Raw genomic sequence first — 17,969 nt, forward strand, 5'->3', positions numbered from 1 at the left:
CACCTGGACGAGCTGACCCTTATCCTCACAGCCGGGGAGCTGCGCATGAGCGATGCCGAGCGGATCACGGCCATCGACCGCATCTTCACCGAGACTGAGGATAAACTCGTTTTCCTTAGACACTTCAATCGGCAGGCAAGCCTGCTGGCTATCCAGAGAGCCAAAGAACGGCAGGATGTCCAGACCATGCAAGACCTCTACAAGAACACTCCCTAACATGTCACTCTGATAACCTACAGTAAACAGAAGCATGAAAAAACTTCATCTTACATCCTTCCTTGTAAGCCTGCCAGCTCTGTTACTGCCACTCCACTCCTTGGCACAAGGCACGGCACAAGACATGCAAAGCTTGCACCAGGTGCTGGACGGGCTATATGCTGAGATGCTGCCCCTCTGCGAGCGGCTCATCGGCGTGGGCCGCGGACTGGCAGGCTTTGCCGCCCTGTGGTACATCGCCTCCCGCGTCTGGCGCCACCTAGCCAACGCCGAGCCGGTGGACTTCTACCCCCTGCTCCGGCCCTTTGCCCTGGGCCTGGCGGTGCTCCTCTTTCCCTCCGTCCTGGCCTTGCTGAACGGGGTGCTCCAGCCGACGGTAACAGCCACCGGCACCATGGTGGAAGACTCAGACAAAGCTATCGCTGTGCTGCTGAAACAGAAAGAGGAAGCCATCCAAAGCTCGGATGCCTGGCAGTTGTACGTGGGCACAGACGGCGAGGGCGACCGGGAAAAGTGGTACAAATACACCCACCCGGACGACCCACTCGGTGAGGGGGAAAGCATCCTCGAGAGCATCGGCAACGACGTGAAGTTCGCCATGGCCAAAGCCTCCTATGCCTTCCGCCACTCAATCAAGCAGTGGATGTCGGAGATTCTGATGGTGCTCTTCCAGACGGCCGCCCTCTGCATCAACACCATCCGCACCTTCTACCTCATCGTGCTGGCGGTGCTGGCCCCCCTTGTTTTCGGCTTCGCCGTCTTCGACGGCTTCCAACATACGCTCACTGTCTGGCTGGCCCGCTACGTCAACGTGTACATGTGGCTGCCGGTGGCTAACATCTTCGGCAGCATCATCGGCAAAATACAGGAGAACATGCTGCGGATCGACATTAGCCAGGTAGAGCATGGCGGGGACACCTTCTTTAGCGCCACCGACTTAGCCTACCTCATCTTCCTTCTCATCGGCATTGTGGGCTACTTCACCGTGCCAAACGTGGCCAACTACATAGTGCATGCCGGCGGGGGTAACGCCCTGCTCTACAAGGTCACCAACCTACTGAGCACCACCAACCGCACCGCCCTTGCGGCAGGCGGCACAGGCGCAGGCCACATCGCCGCTGCACTGGGAGCAGGGGCAAATCACTTTACCCATATCATGGGCGGCTTAAACAGCGGGCCGAGTCCTGAAGCCCCGGGTACCTCGAAGGACTCTCCGCCCGAGAGTTACCAGCATGCGCGCCTATCCGGAAAAGACTAACATGATCATGTCTAAAGTACTCCTATTCATCCCATAAACACCTAGCTATGTTCAGACAACTCCAAAATATCGACAGTGCCTTCCGGCATATTCGCACCTTCAGCCTCCTTTTCCTTGTGGCCTGCACGGCGGTAAGCAGCCTTGCCATCTACCACAGCTTTAGGCAAATGAAACTAGCCCAAGAGCGCATCTATATCCTGGCCGACGGCAAGGCCCTGGAGGCCTTCTCCTCTGGCCGAAATGAAAACATCCCGGTGGAGGCCCGCGACCATGTACGCAGCTTCCATGAGCACTTCTTCACGCTGGATCCTGACGAAAAAGTGATAGAAGCTAATATCGGAAAAGCACTGTATCTGGCCGACGGCTCTGCCAGGCAGGCCTACGATAACCTACGGGAGAAAGGCTACTTTACGGGACTTATCTCAGCTAACATGAGTCAGGAGATTATTGTGGATAGCGTGACAGTGGACACAGGGAGTTATCCCTATCCATTTCGTTGCTATGCAAGGCAGCGACTCATCCGTGCCACCTCCGTTCTCATGCGCAGCCTCATCACCGAGGGCTTGCTTCGCAGTGTCTCCCGCTCGGACAATAATCCACACGGCTTCCTGATAGAGCGATGGACCACCATAGAGAACCAAGACCTTTTCACGAAAAGTCGTTGATTATGCTACTGTATAAAAAGGATACTGGAAAACACCAGGAGCAGGCAGCAAACCGGATACAAGACAGGGCGGCCTTCCTTGTTGCCAGGGCGATATATCAACAACAGGAAAGAGTAGCAAAGCTGTTAAGCTGTAAGTTTAGCACACTGCCCCTTTACACGAGAAAGGGTTGCCTGTTGCTTTTCTGCCTGCTCCTTGGTGGTGCCCATCTCAGTGTTTTCATGCATGCAGTATGGCCTAAGCAACCTATAAGAAAAGTCTCTCTGTTGGAGCTTTTTCTGCCGAAGCGTTATACAGAGACTAGCTCGAAGACACCAGCCTCCCGAGGCATACACCAAGATAATCATGCACAGCAACAGTGGGAGAGCCTGGACAGCCAGAAAAGACCAGCCCAAGAACTTTATCCACCATTCAAATAACTCATTATGAAAAAGCACTCCGAAGCACACCAGCGCAGGCGAAGTTCTCTTCTCGTCCTGCCGCTACTCACACTCCCCTTCCTTGCTATGGGTTTCTGGGCGCTGGGAGGTGGTAAGGGTACAGAAGCCGCGGCATTGCCTGCCACAAAAGGCCTGAACCTACAGCTTCCCGGGCCCCAGCTTGAGAATAATCTTGGACAAGGCAAACTGGGACTCTACGAACAGGCGCGCCGCAGGCTGCACAAGCAGGGTCGAATGGACAAGGATGGCTTGCTCCATCTAGTCGGCATTACTAACGGTGAGGACGAGAAGTTAAACGGGGGCAGCCAGAACGACAGGGCGGCTAATCCTACCTTGGCTCTTCCCGCTGCAGGTTTGGCAAGTACAGTCCCCGGTAGTCTCATAAAGAAAGATCCAAACGAGGAAAAAATCAACCTAAGGCTCGCTCAGCTATCGCAATTAGTAAATCAGGAATCGCCAGCGATCAAAGCAATGCCAACGCAGCAGATAACAGCCGGCAGCTCTGCTGCCAAGCAGGATACACGTTTTCGCCAGGACGTGGAGAAGCTCGAGCAGATGATGCAGAACATGGCCCGGCCTGACAGAGGACCGGACCCGGAGATGCAGCAGCTAGAGGGCATGCTGGAGCGCATCCTGGACATTCAGCACCCTGAACGGGTAAAGGAAAGACGCCGGGAACATTCCTCGCAAATAGTACAGCAAAGTTTCATCGTGCAGCCTGTATCCGGGGCACCACCAGTTACTTTACTACAAGCGGGCACCTCCAGTTCTCTTACCACAGCCCCCTCCCCTATTGTCCCTGGCCTGCCCAAGCCCGAAACGCCGCAAGCTCATGCTCAGAACGGTTTCTTCGGCCTGTCGGATATGCAAGGCGAGGCAGCGCAAAACGCTAACACAGTAGAGGCCGCTGTGGACGAAACGCAAACATTGACCTCTGGCAATACCCTAAGACTACGACTACTACAGGACGTATTTTTGGCGGGCAAACTACTCCCTGGCGGAAGCCTGCTCTATGGCATTTGCCAGATCAGGGGTAAGCGCCTCACCATTATGATAAACTCTGTTCGCTTGGGCAATAGCGTGCATCCTGTGTCCCTGGTGGCCTACGACCTAGATGGGATGGAGGGGTTGTTTATCCCCGGAAGCCCCATAAGGGAGACGGCCAGGCAGGAAGCTTCCGAGGCTGTCGGACAAAACTTGCAGCTTTCCTCGCTTAGTCCCTCACTTGGAGTACAGGTGGCGGGAGCAGGCATCGAGGCGGCCAAGGGGCTTTTGAGCAGGCAGGCAAGGCAGGTAAAAGTAACAGTTAAGGCAGGGCATCTCCTCCTGCTCCGGGCCCAGAACCCGCGCCAGTAAGTTCTAAAACTTTTTTCTACCCACAACCAATCAGCCATGAACAAAAACTCATTCACCGTACTGCTGTGTTTTCTTCTCTGCCAGCTGACTGGCATGGCGCAAAGCCTACAGCAAGACTTCCTTAAACTAGCTCTCACCAAAACAACCAGCCTCATTTTCCCCTATGCCATTCAAAGCGTGGACCGGGGTAGTAGCGATATCTTGGCCCAGATACCCTCTCAGGTGGGAAATGTACTTCATGTCAAGGCCGCTCGTGCTGGTTTCCCTGAAACTAATCTCACCGTCATCACCACCGACGGCAATCTCTACAGTTTTCCGGTCCGCTACGCTGATAACCCGGAACGCACCCTGATAAGGCTAGATGCCTCCCCGATGAACACCGCTTCTGTCCTATTTACGAATGCAGCCTTTAATGAGAAACAGCTGGAAACGATCGCAAAGAACCTGGTGCGAGATTCAAAGTTCTACTATGGCATCAGGGATAAGAAAGGTGGGGCAAGAGCCGCAGTGGAAGGCATCTACATCCACGACAACACCCTCTTTTACCGCGTTGTACTTACCAACAAATCCCCTCTCCCCTATAAGCTCGACTTTAGCCGATTTACGGTGCACGACAGGAAGCAGGCAAGACGCACAGCCACACAGGCGCAAGTCCTGTCTGCGCTCTACACCTATGAGGACAAAGCCGGAGCTGTAGAGGCTGGCCAACGAAAAGTGCTGGTATTCGCCTTGCAGAAACACGCTTTAATGAATGGAAAGGAGCTAGTGCTCGACTTGTTCGAGAAAGGTGGCGGCAGGCACCTCAAACTTAGAGTACGCAAAAGGGATCTCCGGCTTGCCTGCCCACTTATCCTAGAGTCTTACCTCCTAAATAATCCTGTTAAAGAATCTCTAATTACAAAACCATGAATGCAAAGAACCTGGATTACCTCAAAGACGGCCTCCGGTACCTGGGCTTCGGCACCAACCTTAGTGAGGAGCTGGAAAAAAACGTGAGGCAACAGCAGCCGGAGTTCCACCTGAAGGTACAGATGCCTTACTTCAAAAGCCAAGTGGATTATACCCTGCACTTCCGCAGGTCAGACCAGGTCGACATGTACTTTTTCAATAAGTACGATGCCACGCTCAAGCCCGATAATGGAGAAAAGGACCGGGTACAGACTTTCTATATCAATAAAAACAGTGGCATTACAGCCCGGGAGGCTTATAACCTACTCAATGGCAGGTCTGTCTATAAAGACCTCGTCAATGCCGAGGGGCAGCCCTATAAGGCTTGGTTGCAACTAGAAAACCAAAAACGCGATCAGCAGGGCAACCACAAGGTAAAACAGTTCCATGAGAACTATGGGTTTGACCTAGAGAAAACGTTGAAGCAGTTCGCCATAAAGGAACTTAGTGACCCGGAAAAAGAAGAACAGCTGTTCAAATCGCTACAGAAGGGCAATGTGCAACTAATAACGGCTGTGCAGGATGGCCAGGAAGTCAAGCGGTTCGTAGAGGCAAGCCCGCAGTTCAAGACCATCAATGTATATGATGAACGAATGAAGCCCTTGAAGCGGGAGACCCTCCTTCGGCAGGACTCAAAACGTGAGGACGCCGTAAGAAAGGAACAAAAGACACAGCAAAATGAAAAGAAGCAGGACTTCACAAAGGATGATCAACTGGAGAAAAAGAGGCCTCGCAAGAAAGGGCTCTCCTTATAAGTTGCCCGCACTCTTTACTATAGTGGCGTATGTCACAACGTTTACTAATTTTAGAGAGACGGCTGTAATACCATGAGAATGAAAGCACTGGTGTCAGTGATACCGGTGCTTTTTTGTTCTATCCGCGCAACACTTTCAATCGCCATTTACCTCACTTCCCCTGAACATACCCATCCGTAAAAAATCCAGGCATTTCTATAAGATGCATTAAAGCAAAAGTGCTTGGGCATTCATTCCAGTGCAAAGGTAGCCTTGTGTGCCGGACACGGGGACAAGGTAGTACAAAGAAAATGGGTATCCCTGAAGGGAGCCCTCCGCATTTTCTTTGTCTCCACCTATGCCCTTAGTCCGTCCCGAAGGCAGGAGGGGCACCATAATCAATTCCTCACACTAAAAAGACAGAGATTATGGAAAAGCTCACTAAAAATCCTTCCTTTTCTAAAGTAGCAGAGATCAAACTCACCTACCGCGCCAAAGTGAAACCCTCTGAAAGGCCGCAGGTCACCTGCTCCACCGACTGCTACAATGTGCTGAAGGCAAGCTGGGACACCGGCAGGATTGAGTTTGTGGAGCAATTCAAAGTCATGCTTCTCAACAGGGCCAACAGAGTACTTGGCATCTATGAGCTGTCGACAGGAGGAGTGGCCGGCACAGTGGCGGACCCGAAGCTCATCTTCGTGGCAGCCCTGAAAGCCTGCGCCTCCTCCATCGTCCTCTGCCACAACCACCCCTCCGGCAACCTCAAGCCTAGTTCGGCTGACCTGCAGCTGACAAAGAAAATAAAACAGGGCGGGGAACTGCTCGACATCGCGGTGCTGGACCACATCATTCTCACCAGCGAGAGCTACTACTCGCTAGCAGACGAGGGGCTTTTATAGTCCCTTTTTTTGTTCACTGTGAGAACGACATCTCTGAAATGAACACCTTTAGGAAAGCTCCGTTTAGAGTAGTTCGTTTCGCTAGGTTGATACACGCATACTTCCTGCTTGGCGTCGCTTGCTTTTCCCTATTCCTCTACTACATTTTGCAGTAACCCCTAAGGCCAAAGTAGGTTCAGAAGGGCAACTGCACCTTTGCGGTTACCAATCTGCCTCCGATACTATGTGCGGTCTAGTCTATTAATCAGAAAGAAACTCCTAGAGCTTCTCCCTGGCCAGTACCAGTGTTTGTCTTACTATTTTATATACCCCGCCCCGAAGATGAAGCATGCCCTTTCCTCTGCCACAGGGACAAGTCTTCTCCTATTAGTCGTAAAAAATCACAGCTAACCACTGGGAAAACCCCCTCATCCTGATGGTATTTTCACCTTGGCACCTGTGATTTTTACCACTGTGTACCAAAAACTGAGCTTTAATAGCCGTATCGTCTCCCTTGGCTTTTTTTAGTTAAGCCTGCCATATATGCCTTTGTAGGACAGGTAAGGGGAAAGAAATCCAAACAGCGTGCCCATAGGAAAAAAGCAGGCTAAGAGCTCTTATAGTCAGTACATAAGCCAAAAAAAATCACTTAAACCATCCCGCCTCAGAAGGCCTTGAGCAAGGCTTAAGCATACCCCCTTCTGTTTGCACCTCCGCTTAAACACTACACCTACTGCCCTGCTGAAACTACCCGATGCATCTGGCCCACTCGATGTTTAAACTCCATTAGCTTTTGCATTCTTAGAGGCTACCTACTATTTTCAACACAGGCAAGATTTAACACCTGGCCTCATACTTAATAAAAACAATAACTTATAGAGAACTAATACTGTTATGGCAAACAACATTGTCACCGGCCCTGTTCTGGGGTTCCGGGGAGCACAAAGAGAAAGCTGGGGCACCTCGGCGCTTATCGTCACCAAAGGGGACACTACCCCGCCCCGCTTTAGCCTTACTGTAAGCGGAATGAGAGAAACAGAAGGCAACTCCACCGAACTGCTAAAAACCTACGGGGACTATCACGTGTGGCGAACGGAGTGGACTGTTCTGCGCACCGAAGAAGAGCAGACAGTGAACTATTCAATTAACGGTGCAGGTAACTACAGTTATAAGGTTCCCGAGATCAACAAGCCGCTCCGCATCTCCTACGGCTCCTGCTTCGACTTCCATAGTCCTAAAGATATGAAGAAGATCAAGGACCCGGACGCCATGTGGAAGCACATGCAAGGCGTTCACATGGAGGCCCCTTACCATTTGCTGTTCATGGGAGGGGATCAGGTCTATGCAGACAGCCTTTGGGAGCGGGTCCCCGAGCTGAAAGCGTGGCTCGAAGAACCACTTGAGGAGAGGATAAAGGCTGAGTTCACAGAGGAGATGAAAAAAGGCGTAGAGCAGTACTACTTCGAGCTTTATTGCCATAAGTGGAACCGAAAAGCCCCAGCTGAGATGATGAGACAGATCCCCACGCTCATGATGTGGGATGACCACGACATCTTCGACGGCTGGGGCTCTTATCCTAAAGCACAGCAGGAGTGCCCTGTGTACCAGGGCATTTATAAAATAGCCCGGGAATACTTCAGCCTGTTCCAACTGCAGGCAAAGGATGAGGAGGACCTGGGGCAGGCTTTTCTCTCAAGTAGACAAGGCTTCACCTATGCTCACCGTGTTGGCGACATCGCCTTGGTGGCCCTCGACCTGCGCTCTGAGCGTACGCAGCAGCAGGTAATGAGCCTGGAGTCCTGGAACAAGGTGCGGGACTGGATGGATGAGGAGCTCCGGGAGAAAAGAGACAAGGAGGGAAAGGTCACGCAGGCAGGGTGCAAGCACTTGCTTGTCATGTCGAGCATTCCCCTTGTCTACGTCAACCTTAACATGCTCGAGTCTGCCTTCGGCCTGCTGCCTGGCCAGCAGGAGATGGAGGACGACTTCAGGGACCAGTGGCTGAGCAGGACGCACCAGGAGGAGCGGCTGCGGCTGATCCACCGCCTGCTCAAGTTCTCAGAGGAGACAGGCTGCCGCGTCACAGTCGTGTCGGGAGACGTGCATGCCGCCGCCCTTGGTTATATTCAGTCGGACAGGCAGCACTCGAGCCGTAGCGGGGCCAATGTCATCAACCAGCTTACCTCCTCGGCCATGGTCAACACCCCTCCCCCGGGCCTTGTGGTCTACATGCTCGAGAAGGTGTTGGGCGGCAAGGTAGAAGACATCGACAGGGGCATCACGGCCCAGCTACTGAAGTTCCCGGGAAGCTCCCAGCGCATCATCGGGGCGAGAAACTGGCTGTCACTGACGCTGGACGAGCAACGGCGCGTATGGGCCGAGTGGTACGTGGAGGGACAGGAGACGCCCTATACCAAAGTCGTGAACCCTGTTGGAGCAAAGACGGACTAAGATAGTAGCTGTTTGTGTAGGAAAAGGCCCGGGCTTTTGCCTGGACCTCTCCTTTAGCAGCTGCAAGTTTTAGTTTGACCGTGAGAAGAAGCTCTCTTATCCTCAATGCCTTAGCCTAGCTCTTAAAATATTCATCTTCAGAACCTACCTCACGAGTGGCAAAATGACATGACAGCAGAGCTGCAGGTAATAGGCTAAGAACTCTCCTTCTTCTCATAGCCCAAATAACAGCTAATGTTTCATACGTTTCATACCAGCCAGATTTAAATCACCCTTATACTATTCAAGTTCTAAACATGAAATTAAAACACCTGGGATTACTGCTGATAATCCCACTCCAAACGGCCTGTGTTTCCGTGCCAAGGGAGACAGTAACGCTATCGGAGACACTGGGAAATGACTTAAAAGGTCTTCACGCCTCCCACAGGAACACCGTGCAAGTCTACTATGGGCAGCTAAAGGACGATATCAACTCGTTCGTGGATGACGTTTACGCCCCCTTTGTTATCCACTATGTCCTGAAGCACGAGCTGGCCCAGTACAGGAAGGGAGAGCCGTCGCTGTACGGGGCGATCGAGGCAGCAGGGCAAACGGAAGGAAAGGAGGAAGCCGAGGAGGCCTTGCAGGTAATGGCAGAGTTCCAGGAGGCAGCGCGTGCCCAGATAGAAAGCAAGCGCGAGGAGCTGCTCTCGCCCGTCCTACAGCAGGAGGCCGATATTCGGAAGGCTATCGACCAATCATATGACAACGCAGTTTACGCCAACTCGGCAATTACCGCCCACCTAAGGTCTATACGAAAAGTCAAAGACGCCCAACGGGAAGCATTGTCCATGGCAGGGCTAGGCGGTACCGACACGCTGGTCACAAATACTTTGGTTAGGGTATCCAAGCAGGTGAAGAAAGCTGTGGAGCAGGGAAAGGAAATAGACGTTCAGAGCGAGGATACCTACAGGAAACTCGAAGAAATATCAAATAACATAAAGAGTATAACAGGTAAAAAGTAAAACAGCATGCCAAACAACAGATTCAGCGATTTATTTGCGGAGGCGGATGCCGCTTTTAACGGACAGTACAGGAAGGAGCTAAACCAACTTATGGGACTGTCTAAGGAGGAGATCGATGCGGTGACGCCCTGCACCGAGGACTTGCGGGTATACGCAGTGCTTACAAGGGTAGTGGAGGAAGCGTCGCGGGACAACCTGTCCCAGGCCGAGCTCGTCCAGAACATCAGGGAGTTGGGTGACACGGCAGTTAAAATTGCCAGAAAAGTGCCCAAGTTTGCCTTGTTACTATAACGGCAGAGGCTCTATACTCCTTAGTTTTCAGGCCTGCCGAACGTTAGCTTCTTTAGCTTTTGGCAGGCCTACTTTTTAGTGTTTACTCAACTTACACTCACTGCCTCAACAGTGAGGCAACTCATGTAAAGTTGCATGGCGCCTTGGTTACGTCATATAGTCTCATGCTGGTTTTCCCTTAGTCTTATGTTTTCAAGCCATTACTTTTTAGTCCTCAAGCTTCCCCCATTAATATAAAAACCAATCTTCGCCTGCAGGGGCTTTAGGTAGGGTGTCTTTCTCTGCTCGTGCAGCAGGTTGTACTGCATCAGGGCAAAGCCTTGGATCTGCTTGAAGAAAGTGTAGTTCCTCCCCACTCCCACCGAGAGTCCCTTCACCCACTCATGCTCCACCTGCTCTACCTTCCCTGTGGCATCAGGGCTAGGAACGGGGGTGCTGAGGCTCTCGTAGTGGAGCCTGGCGAAGAAGCCCTTGAGCACCTCCACTTCCGAGAAGGCGAAGTAGCCGAGGGTCTTGTCCGAAGCGCTCACCCAGGGCTTTTCCTTTACGCTCACGCTAAGGCGGTACTGGAAGCCTGCGCCAGCAGAGATCTTGTCTGTGAAACGCCAGGCGGCGTAGGGGCCGAGGTCGATGAGGAACCGCTCCTGATTCCCAAACTGCCAGTGCGTGCCCAACACCACACGCTCCTGCCAGGGCTTCCCCTTCAGCGGGTTTAGCTTCAGGAGTCCCTTAGGCATGTCTTTCACGCTCTCCACCTTCTCAAACCTGCCCTTGTACTTGTCCAGCTCCCGCCTCCCCTCGCGGAGCTTGTCTTTGTGGCCTGCGAAGTGGTCCCCCGCCGCCTTCAGGGCCCTTTCCCGTGCCATCCCCTGCAGCTCTTGGGGGGCAGGCAGCTCTTGGGGCAGCTTCTCCAGCAGCTGCTGGCTGGGGAGCATGGCCTTGGCGCTTTGCTTGCTTGCCTGCTTTAGCTTCTCTAGTGCCTCAGAGGCCTCTTCCGGCAGAGCTGGCTTGGCCAAAGTCTCCGTGGCCCTGGCTATCTCCTCCCGGAGCCTGGCCTCTGCCTCGTCCAGCTTCAGCAAGGCCTGCTGATGATCGGCAAAGGCCAGTTTCAGGCTATCCTCCTGCATCTCCAGTTCCTGGGGACTAGCGTACTGTTGCTGTAGGCTGTCCAGCGCCTGCTCAAGAGCCGCAGAGTCCTGCAGGGCGGCCTGCAGGGAGCGCAGACGCTCCCGCTGCTCTTTTAGCTGGGCTAGTAACTGCTTAGCCTCTGCTATGCTTTCTTTCAGCTGCTCCACTTTCGGAGGCAGTTGTTGGGCTAAAGAGGCCGTGGAGAAAAACAGTAGCAGGAAGATAAGGAGGTAATGCTGTAGGCGCATCTATCTAGAAATTTTAGTTAAGAATATCTTAAACACTTTTGAACGGTTTTTATATCTACCGAGGATAAAAGAAACCTAGCTGTTCAACTTTAATAATTTTTGTAGCTTCCACTTAGGCTACGTCTGCACTAGTTATAGAGTATCCGCTCATGAACTCTTCATGTAATATAGTAAACTTTATATCCAATTACTCTTTCAATTTAAAGTAAACATATACCCATACTATGTTCCAAAAGACTATAAGCTCAACTAAACGTAAAAGGCCCTCTGCCGCAAAAGAGCTGTAGCCCCTTAGCCTTTCGTGCGGTTAGCTGATCTGTTGGTTAAGGCACACCTCTAATTACAGGCAAAACCCCCGGTTGATTCCGGGGGTTGGGGGTAAGATTTCAAGCGCGAAGCCGCTGCGAGCGGAAGCCACAGCCAGCCAGGAGGAGAACACCCGTGAGGGTGGGCGGCTGGCTGCGCGGCGGCTGACCCGCAGGCGAGCAATAACACGGGATGCGGCTGGGCTGTAAGTGCTGTGCAGCTTGTCGAAACAGGACTTGCAACACAGAGAGAGCAGCAGTGAGGAGCAGCGCAGCGTGTGAAGGCAGCCAAAGCTTTACTGCCACGGCTGACGTGAGGAAGCGGTGGCAGTAAAGCGGCAAAGCAAGACCGAACGAGGCACGAGTGAGCCGAAGGGAAGCCTTGCTTTGTTGGCTGGCGTAACTAAGTGAGCAGCACACGAACCCCGCTCTACCTGCCTTTGGCTTATAAAACAGTATTAGCTGTCGCTTTGGAGGTATACTGCAAAAATAAAGCTTTATCCAAAATGGTAAGAATATTACCGTATGAAAGTTGAATTTGAAAACATACAACCATTTAGCCAATAAACAGCATCTATGATGTCTATTGAAGAATATTTAACCTGCTTTAAGCCTTTAGATATATTTGTATCAAATGTTAAAAAATCAGCAAAATCATAAAGAATTTCTTTATATGGCTGAGGTATCTCAATATCTATAGATGTGATGACATCAAAAAGGATATTTAGAGAATCAATGACTACTGTTTGTCTATCAATCCCCTCATTTTTAACCAAGTCAATAACATCTCTAATCTTATATACAAAATCTAATTCATTGATAAACCCAGAATCTATGTTTTCAATCTTTATATTATAATCTTCTAATAAAAAGGAGCAAAGCTCCTTTTTATTGAACATTAAAATTTTCTTCCTCCGAAGCAAAACTTTATCTATTTCATCTGGAATAATTATGAAATAAAATTCAGGCTCTTCAATTTCAATATCTATTTGCACCCCTATTAGCCAAACCTCTTGTCTTTTCATGCCTTTACTACCTTTTATATCTATCTCCATACTTTCTTAACTTATTATACTCACTAGTTGGCCCTACATCTTTTGGACCTTTATTCCACTCTCCTGCACCGTATTGTTCATCTAATACCCTTTTTGCATAATCCTTACCTGATTCACCAGCTTTAGGCTTTTTGCCTTTAGCCCATGAGGGAATATCAGTTGCTCTGTCTTTATTTGAAGATTTAGCAAATTGATAAATTTCATAAGCGGTATAGATAGTAACAGCAGTCATTGCCAATTCTCCTATAAATGTTGGCTCTAGGGCAGCACCTCCCCAACCCATAGCAGTTCTGCTTGCTACCCTTGTTGCCAGTAAAGGTACAAGTTCTGCATAGTTAGTATTGCCTACTTCCTCCTGCTGTTGAGTGGACTCACTGTCATTCGCATCTTGAGAAACATTACCTTGGGGTTTTATTACTGCCTCATTTGAGCTTGCTGTTGTTGTAGAGCCATCATCTTTAACAAGTACATCCTGTCTCTTTACAGGCTTCTCTGTATGGACACTGAGTGTATCCATACCTAAAGGATCTGTAAATCTAAGCGGATTATTGAGGGCGTAGTTATAGGACGTGAAGCCGTAGTGATTCTCCGCCATTGGGTCCACGACATGCCATCTTCCGATCTGGGCGTCGTACATCCTGGCCCCGTAGTCCATCCAGTTCAGGCCCAGTTCGGTCTGCTTTTCCTTGCCGTTGTACTGGAAGAGGTGGTCGGGCATCCCCTGCCGCTCTATTCCTACGAGATTCAAGCCCCAGGGGTCGTAGTGGTTCTCCTGCACCAATAGCCCGTGCCCGTGCTCCACCTCCAGGTCATCGAAGTACACGTCCACGTCCTCGGCCGCGTCGTGGCGCACCTCCACCCTTAGGAAACCGGCCCTTGCGATCGTCGGCACCTCAAGCGAGAGCTCCTGGTGAGCGCCCGACAGCGTAGTGGCGTCCGTCACAGAGGCCGTAGCGTTCACGCGCTGGTAGCCGCTGTTGACAAGCCTCATCCCCTCGTCGTAGAGCATCCAGTGCAGCGAGGCCGTTGGCGCCGCCCCCGCCTCGGAGCCTCCCAACGTGGCCACCACCGTTCCGTAGCTGTCGAGCACCTTGCTCACCCCGCCCGACTCGGAGATCACCGTGTAGCCCGTGGCCGCACCCATCAGGGCGTTGACAACCACGCTGGCGTCCACCGTGCTCCTTCTCAGGTCCACGTACTTGGCATATACCTTTGCCTTCACCACGTCCCCCGGCATTACCCTCAGGCTGATGCCCGGCGTGGCCACGGCTCCCCTGTAGCGGTTGAGCCTGACCGCCTGTGTCTGCCCCCCCACCGGGTAGGCCGTCTTGTGCGTGTGGTCCAGCCCCTCCACCACCCCTATCCGGGTGTTCTCGAAGCCGTCGAACTGCGCCTCCTCCGAGGCCCGCTCGTCCTCCATGGTGGCCAGGTGAAGGGAGGTGGTGGGCTCGGCGAAGGTGACCCTGAGGTTGCCCAGGTGGTCCTTGAGGTGGTACTCGTAGCGCCACCCCTGCCCGCTTCCCGGCTCGTAGAGCACACGCCCCTCGGCCGTGTGGGCAAAGAGCGTGTCTGCCTGGTGCACGAACACGCCCGCGTAGTCGGTTGCCACCACCGGCTTGCCCGTCTCGTGGACCTCCTTCCTGAGCTTTACGCCCGCCGCCGTGTAGGCATAGGCAATATAGCCCTTATCTTTCACAAACACAGAATCCGGCAGGTTCAGGTGGTTGTAGCTTACCCTGTCAAGGCCCTTGTTCTCATCGCGCGTCATGTTGCCGTTGGCGTCGTAGGCGTACTCCCACGAAGACTGGTCTCCCTCGCTGTAGGCCTTTTCCGAGCCGTTGTCGCGGAAGTCACCCGCAGGGCCCGTCACGGTCACCGCGTCGTTCACTGTGGCCAGGCGGTTGCCCTCGTAGGCGTAGGAGAGGTTGTCGACTACGCCGAACTGATCGCTGGTCCTGTCGTAGGCGTCGCCCGAGACCATGCCCCTACGCTGCAGAGAGTGGATGTTGCCGTTGTAGTCGTAGGTAAGGCCGTCTACGGTGTAGCGGTCTGCCTCCGCCGTCCAGCCCGCCCCGTCATAGGCCTTGTAGGTGCCCTTGAGCAGGCGGCTTGCTTTATCATAAGTGTAGCCGTAGCCCCGCTGCACCCCGTCCCCTACAGAGACCCAGCGCATCTCGGCGATGTTGCCGTTGTACTGGGCCGTGCCGGTGCCTGTCTGCATACCTGTGTTGTAGCCCAGCTCCAGGCCGAACAGGTCGTTTGTCTCGTCGTTGGTCTTCCCGCCGTCGCTGGTGATCGTGCCGTTGTTAATAGAGGAGAGCCAGCCGCGGATGTTGTAGCGGTAGTCCACGCTCTGCAGGTAGCCCCTGTTCTCCTCGGCGTACCCGGCCTCGGTGGAGTGCAGCCTCTTGTCCACCAGCTGGCCCAGCGCGTTGTAGGTGTTGCTGGAGAGCACCACGGCCGCCTGGGCGTGGATCTGCCCGGGGTCCGTGCCCATCCTTTGAATCGTGGTGGTCGGCCTTCCCATGTGGTCGTAGGCGTACTCGTTCTGGGCCACAAACACCTGGGTCCCCTTCCTGTGCACGGTGAGCGTCTCCAGGGGCTTTCCTGTGAAGTCGTAGCGGGTGGTCACCCGGTCCGCCTCCGGCTGCAGGGCCCCTCCCACATAACCGTCGGAGACGGTCTGGATCAGCCGGTACTTGTCATCGTAGTAATTGACGCTGGTGAGCCAGTCGCCGGTGCCCAGCACCCTGGTGCGCGTGCCCGTCACCTGGCCCCTTACCCGCTCGTTCTTGCCGGCCATGCCCGCAAGCGCCGAGCTGTCAAAGGCGTAGGCCGTGCCGAAGGGAGAGTAGTCGTCGTAGTAGGTCACCGTCAGCACGTCCCCCTCCGCGATGCCCATGCCCTCTGGCGAGGAGTCGTTGAGCGTGTAGCCCAGGAAGGAGCTGTCTGGCGACTCGTAGAGGCTTGCCCCGGTGAGCGCGTCCACCTTTGCCTGTAGCGTGTCCCTGCCGCGGCTCTCGGAGACAACTCCTGTCATCACCGGCCGGCCCAGCACGTCGTACTTGACAAAGGCCCACTCGCCCCTATCCTTCTGGTTGGCGTCCCGCGTGAAGACCGCCTCGTCCCGCTTGTTGTACACCGTCTCCACCGGCCCCGCCCCCGGCACCTGCTTCTCCACAAGCCTTCTGCGGCCGTCGTAGGCGTAGCGGAAGGCCCAGCGGGAAAGGAACTCCTCGTTTAGCTCCACGGCTCCGGCCACAGGGTCTGAGCCAGGTGCTGTAGTGGCCTCTTGGTAAAGCGAGAGCCTGGTGCCGGGGATCGGCCCCTCCAGGGTTCCGTCAGGCAGCTGCCACTGCACAGCCAGGTTGTCACCGCCGCCGCCTTCCACCTGCAAGGCCTCGATGTAGTACTTCTTCCCTGCCTCCAGATGTATCGGGGCCGACTGTTGAACATCATACTTGTTCCACTCCCGCGGATAGGTCCACCCGTTCAAGTAGGCGATCCTTGCTTTGTTGCCCGGGCTTGCGTCTGTGCTGAGCCACAGTTCCCCCGCGTTGTCCGAGGCGATCCAGAAGGTGTAGTTGCCTGTCTGCGGTGCCGTCACATAGCCACTGACGCGCTGGCCGTAGTTGTCTGCAACGTCTGTCGGCGCCTCAAAAGAAGTGAGCTCCATTGTGGACGTAGGCGTTGTCGTAACGGGAATGTCGGAGACAGACTCGCTGTGCACCTCCGCCCAGTACTCCCGCAGTACCTTTCCGGAAGGATCAGAGGGCTGAGAGGGCTCTTCCGCGCCCTTAAGTTCTGTTGAGATCCTGTTGCTGGGAACAGGCCTCTCCAGCGTGCCGCTCGGCAGCTGCCAGCCCACGGCCAGGTTATCGCCCCCCACGCCCTCCTTGTGCAGAGCCTCGATGTAGTACTGCGTGCCCGCCTGCAGCGTTACGAGCGCCGACTGCTGGGAGGCGTACTTGCCCCACTCTCGGGAGGCCGTGTAGCCGTCCACAGAGGCGATCTTCACCTTCGCCGCCGGGTCACTAGAAGTGCTCAGCCAAAGCTCTGCCCCATCATCGGCGGCGATCCAGAAGGTGTACTGCCCCGTCTCAGGGGCGGTTATATAACCGCTGACGCGCTGGCCGTAGTTGTCTGCCTCATCGGTGGGCGCCTCCAGCCCGAGCAACACCCCCTCACTGGTCGGGGGAGTACTCAGAGGGATGTCGGAGACGAAGTCCCCGGCAACACCCGACCACACCTGCCGCTTCACGTAGCCCGCCCCGCCTGTCGGCAGCGGCAGGCTACCCATCGGGGAGAGCCTGGTGCCGGGGATCGGCCCCTCCAGGGTTCCGTCCGGCAGCTGCCACTGCACAGAAAGGTTGTCCTCCCCGGTGCCCGCAGCGTGTAGGGCCTCGATATAGTAACTCTTCCCTGCCTCCAGGTACACAGGCGCCGACTGTTGGGAGGTATACTTGCCCCACTCCTGTGGGTAGGTCCACCCGTCCACGTAGGCAATCTTCTCCCGCTCCCCCGGGCTTGTATTCGGACTCAGCCACAGCTCAGAGTCATCATCGGAGGCGATCCAGAAAGTATAGTAGCCCGTCTCCGGTGCGGTTATGTAGCCGCTAAGGCGCTGGCCGTAGTAGTCCCCGAAAAGTGTGGGCGCCTCGAAGGAAGTGAGCTCGCCCGAGCTGGAGGGACCCTTTGTCACGGGGACATCAGAGAGGGTGCCCTCGTAAACATAGTCCCAGTGCTCGCGGGTTATGGTGCCTGTAGCAGGCGCCGGGGCCGGCTCCCCGGCCCCGGAGGAGAGCCTCCGCACGCCCTCTGGCTGGAGCACCAGGCGCAGGTTGCCCAGGTCGTCGTAGACGTACTGGGTGACCATGAAGCCTGTCTCCGACCTGCTGTCCGCCCCCTCGGCCTCCTGCACCTTCTTCTGCACCACCCTTCCCTGCTTGTCCTTGTACTCCACCGTGAGGGAGCCGTTCTCGTCACGGGTCT

12 protein-coding genes and 1 pseudogene are annotated in these 17,969 nt (G+C 54.2%); 10 read left to right on the forward strand and 3 right to left on the reverse strand.

What is annotated here, in order from left to right:
• The 10 genes and pseudogenes from CHB92_RS24525 to CHB92_RS24575 form a co-directional block, all read left to right on the forward strand.
• Positions 1-216 (forward strand): annotated as a pseudogene (locus CHB92_RS24525) (TerB family tellurite resistance protein); the annotation flags it as partial.
• Positions 217-250: 34 nt separating this feature from the next.
• Positions 251-1,474 (forward strand): conjugative transposon protein TraJ, encoded by a 1,224-nt coding sequence (gene traJ / locus CHB92_RS24530; protein WP_089321883.1) that lies wholly within the window; start codon positions 251-253, stop codon positions 1,472-1,474.
• A gap of 47 nt (positions 1,475-1,521) precedes the next feature.
• Complete coding sequence (traK, locus tag CHB92_RS24535; protein ID WP_089321884.1) at positions 1,522-2,139, forward strand: conjugative transposon protein TraK; 618 nt, start codon at positions 1,522-1,524, stop codon at positions 2,137-2,139.
• 425 nt (positions 2,140-2,564) lie between these two features.
• A complete protein-coding gene (gene traM, locus CHB92_RS24545) occupies positions 2,565-3,935 on the forward strand; it encodes a conjugative transposon protein TraM (protein WP_089321886.1) in 1,371 nt (456 codons plus the stop codon).
• 36 nt (positions 3,936-3,971) lie between these two features.
• Positions 3,972-4,844 carry a conjugative transposon protein TraN gene (gene traN / locus CHB92_RS24550; RefSeq protein WP_089321887.1) on the forward strand — a complete coding sequence of 291 codons (873 nt, stop codon included), beginning with the start codon at positions 3,972-3,974 and terminating at the stop codon, positions 4,842-4,844.
• Complete coding sequence (locus CHB92_RS24555; protein ID WP_089321888.1) at positions 4,841-5,638, forward strand: hypothetical protein; 798 nt, start codon at positions 4,841-4,843, stop codon at positions 5,636-5,638. Before traN ends, CHB92_RS24555 begins: the two co-directional genes overlap by 4 nt.
• Positions 5,639-6,045: 407 nt before the next feature.
• Positions 6,046-6,516: a JAB domain-containing protein gene (locus tag CHB92_RS24560; RefSeq protein ID WP_089321889.1), complete on the forward strand. Its 471-nt coding sequence runs from the start codon at positions 6,046-6,048 to the stop codon at positions 6,514-6,516.
• Between the two features lie 873 nt (positions 6,517-7,389).
• Complete coding sequence (locus CHB92_RS24565; protein WP_089321890.1) at positions 7,390-8,946, forward strand: alkaline phosphatase D family protein; 1,557 nt, start codon at positions 7,390-7,392, stop codon at positions 8,944-8,946.
• 296 nt (positions 8,947-9,242) lie between these two features.
• Positions 9,243-9,950 carry a hypothetical protein gene (locus CHB92_RS24570; protein ID WP_089321891.1) on the forward strand — a complete coding sequence of 236 codons (708 nt, stop codon included), beginning with the start codon at positions 9,243-9,245 and terminating at the stop codon, positions 9,948-9,950.
• Between the two features lie 6 nt (positions 9,951-9,956).
• Positions 9,957-10,241, forward strand: a complete 285-nt coding sequence (locus tag CHB92_RS24575; RefSeq protein ID WP_089321892.1) for a hypothetical protein — start codon at positions 9,957-9,959, stop codon at positions 10,239-10,241.
• A gap of 200 nt (positions 10,242-10,441) precedes the next feature.
• Here CHB92_RS24575 and CHB92_RS24580 read toward each other — a convergent pair whose 3' ends face one another.
• The 3 genes from CHB92_RS24580 to CHB92_RS24590 form a co-directional block, all read right to left on the reverse strand.
• Positions 10,442-11,617 (reverse strand): hypothetical protein, encoded by a 1,176-nt coding sequence (locus tag CHB92_RS24580; protein WP_089321893.1) that lies wholly within the window; start codon positions 11,615-11,617, stop codon positions 10,442-10,444.
• An 823-nt stretch (positions 11,618-12,440) separates the two neighbouring features.
• Complete coding sequence (locus CHB92_RS24585; protein ID WP_089321894.1) at positions 12,441-12,977, reverse strand: hypothetical protein; 537 nt, start codon at positions 12,975-12,977, stop codon at positions 12,441-12,443.
• Positions 12,955-17,969, reverse strand: a 5,015-nt coding sequence (locus tag CHB92_RS24590) for a PA14 domain-containing protein (RefSeq protein WP_245842893.1), incomplete at its 5' end; no start/stop codon positions are given. The genes CHB92_RS24590 and CHB92_RS24585, both read right to left, overlap by 23 nt.

Source organism: Pontibacter ummariensis (assembly GCF_900188175.1).
Classification (GTDB): Bacteria; Bacteroidota; Bacteroidia; order Cytophagales; family Hymenobacteraceae; genus Pontibacter; species Pontibacter ummariensis.

Bases quoted from the DNA above. Each gene is read 5' to 3' on its own strand.
- CHB92_RS24570 (WP_089321891.1), top strand. From the start codon at position 9,243: ATGAAATTAAAACACCTGGGATTACTGCTGATAATCCCACTCCAAACG.
- CHB92_RS24585 (WP_089321894.1), bottom strand. From the start codon at position 12,977: ATGGAGATAGATATAAAAGGTAGTAAAGGCATGAAAAGACAAGAGGTT.
- CHB92_RS24565 (WP_089321890.1), top strand. From the start codon at position 7,390: ATGGCAAACAACATTGTCACCGGCCCTGTTCTGGGGTTCCGGGGAGCA.
- traM (WP_089321886.1), top strand. From the start codon at position 2,565: ATGAAAAAGCACTCCGAAGCACACCAGCGCAGGCGAAGTTCTCTTCTC.
- CHB92_RS24560 (WP_089321889.1), top strand. From the start codon at position 6,046: ATGGAAAAGCTCACTAAAAATCCTTCCTTTTCTAAAGTAGCAGAGATC.
- CHB92_RS24575 (WP_089321892.1), top strand. From the start codon at position 9,957: ATGCCAAACAACAGATTCAGCGATTTATTTGCGGAGGCGGATGCCGCT.
- traN (WP_089321887.1), top strand. From the start codon at position 3,972: ATGAACAAAAACTCATTCACCGTACTGCTGTGTTTTCTTCTCTGCCAG.
- CHB92_RS24555 (WP_089321888.1), top strand. From the start codon at position 4,841: ATGAATGCAAAGAACCTGGATTACCTCAAAGACGGCCTCCGGTACCTG.
- traJ (WP_089321883.1), top strand. From the start codon at position 251: ATGAAAAAACTTCATCTTACATCCTTCCTTGTAAGCCTGCCAGCTCTG.
- CHB92_RS24580 (WP_089321893.1), bottom strand. From the start codon at position 11,617: ATGCGCCTACAGCATTACCTCCTTATCTTCCTGCTACTGTTTTTCTCC.
- traK (WP_089321884.1), top strand. From the start codon at position 1,522: ATGTTCAGACAACTCCAAAATATCGACAGTGCCTTCCGGCATATTCGC.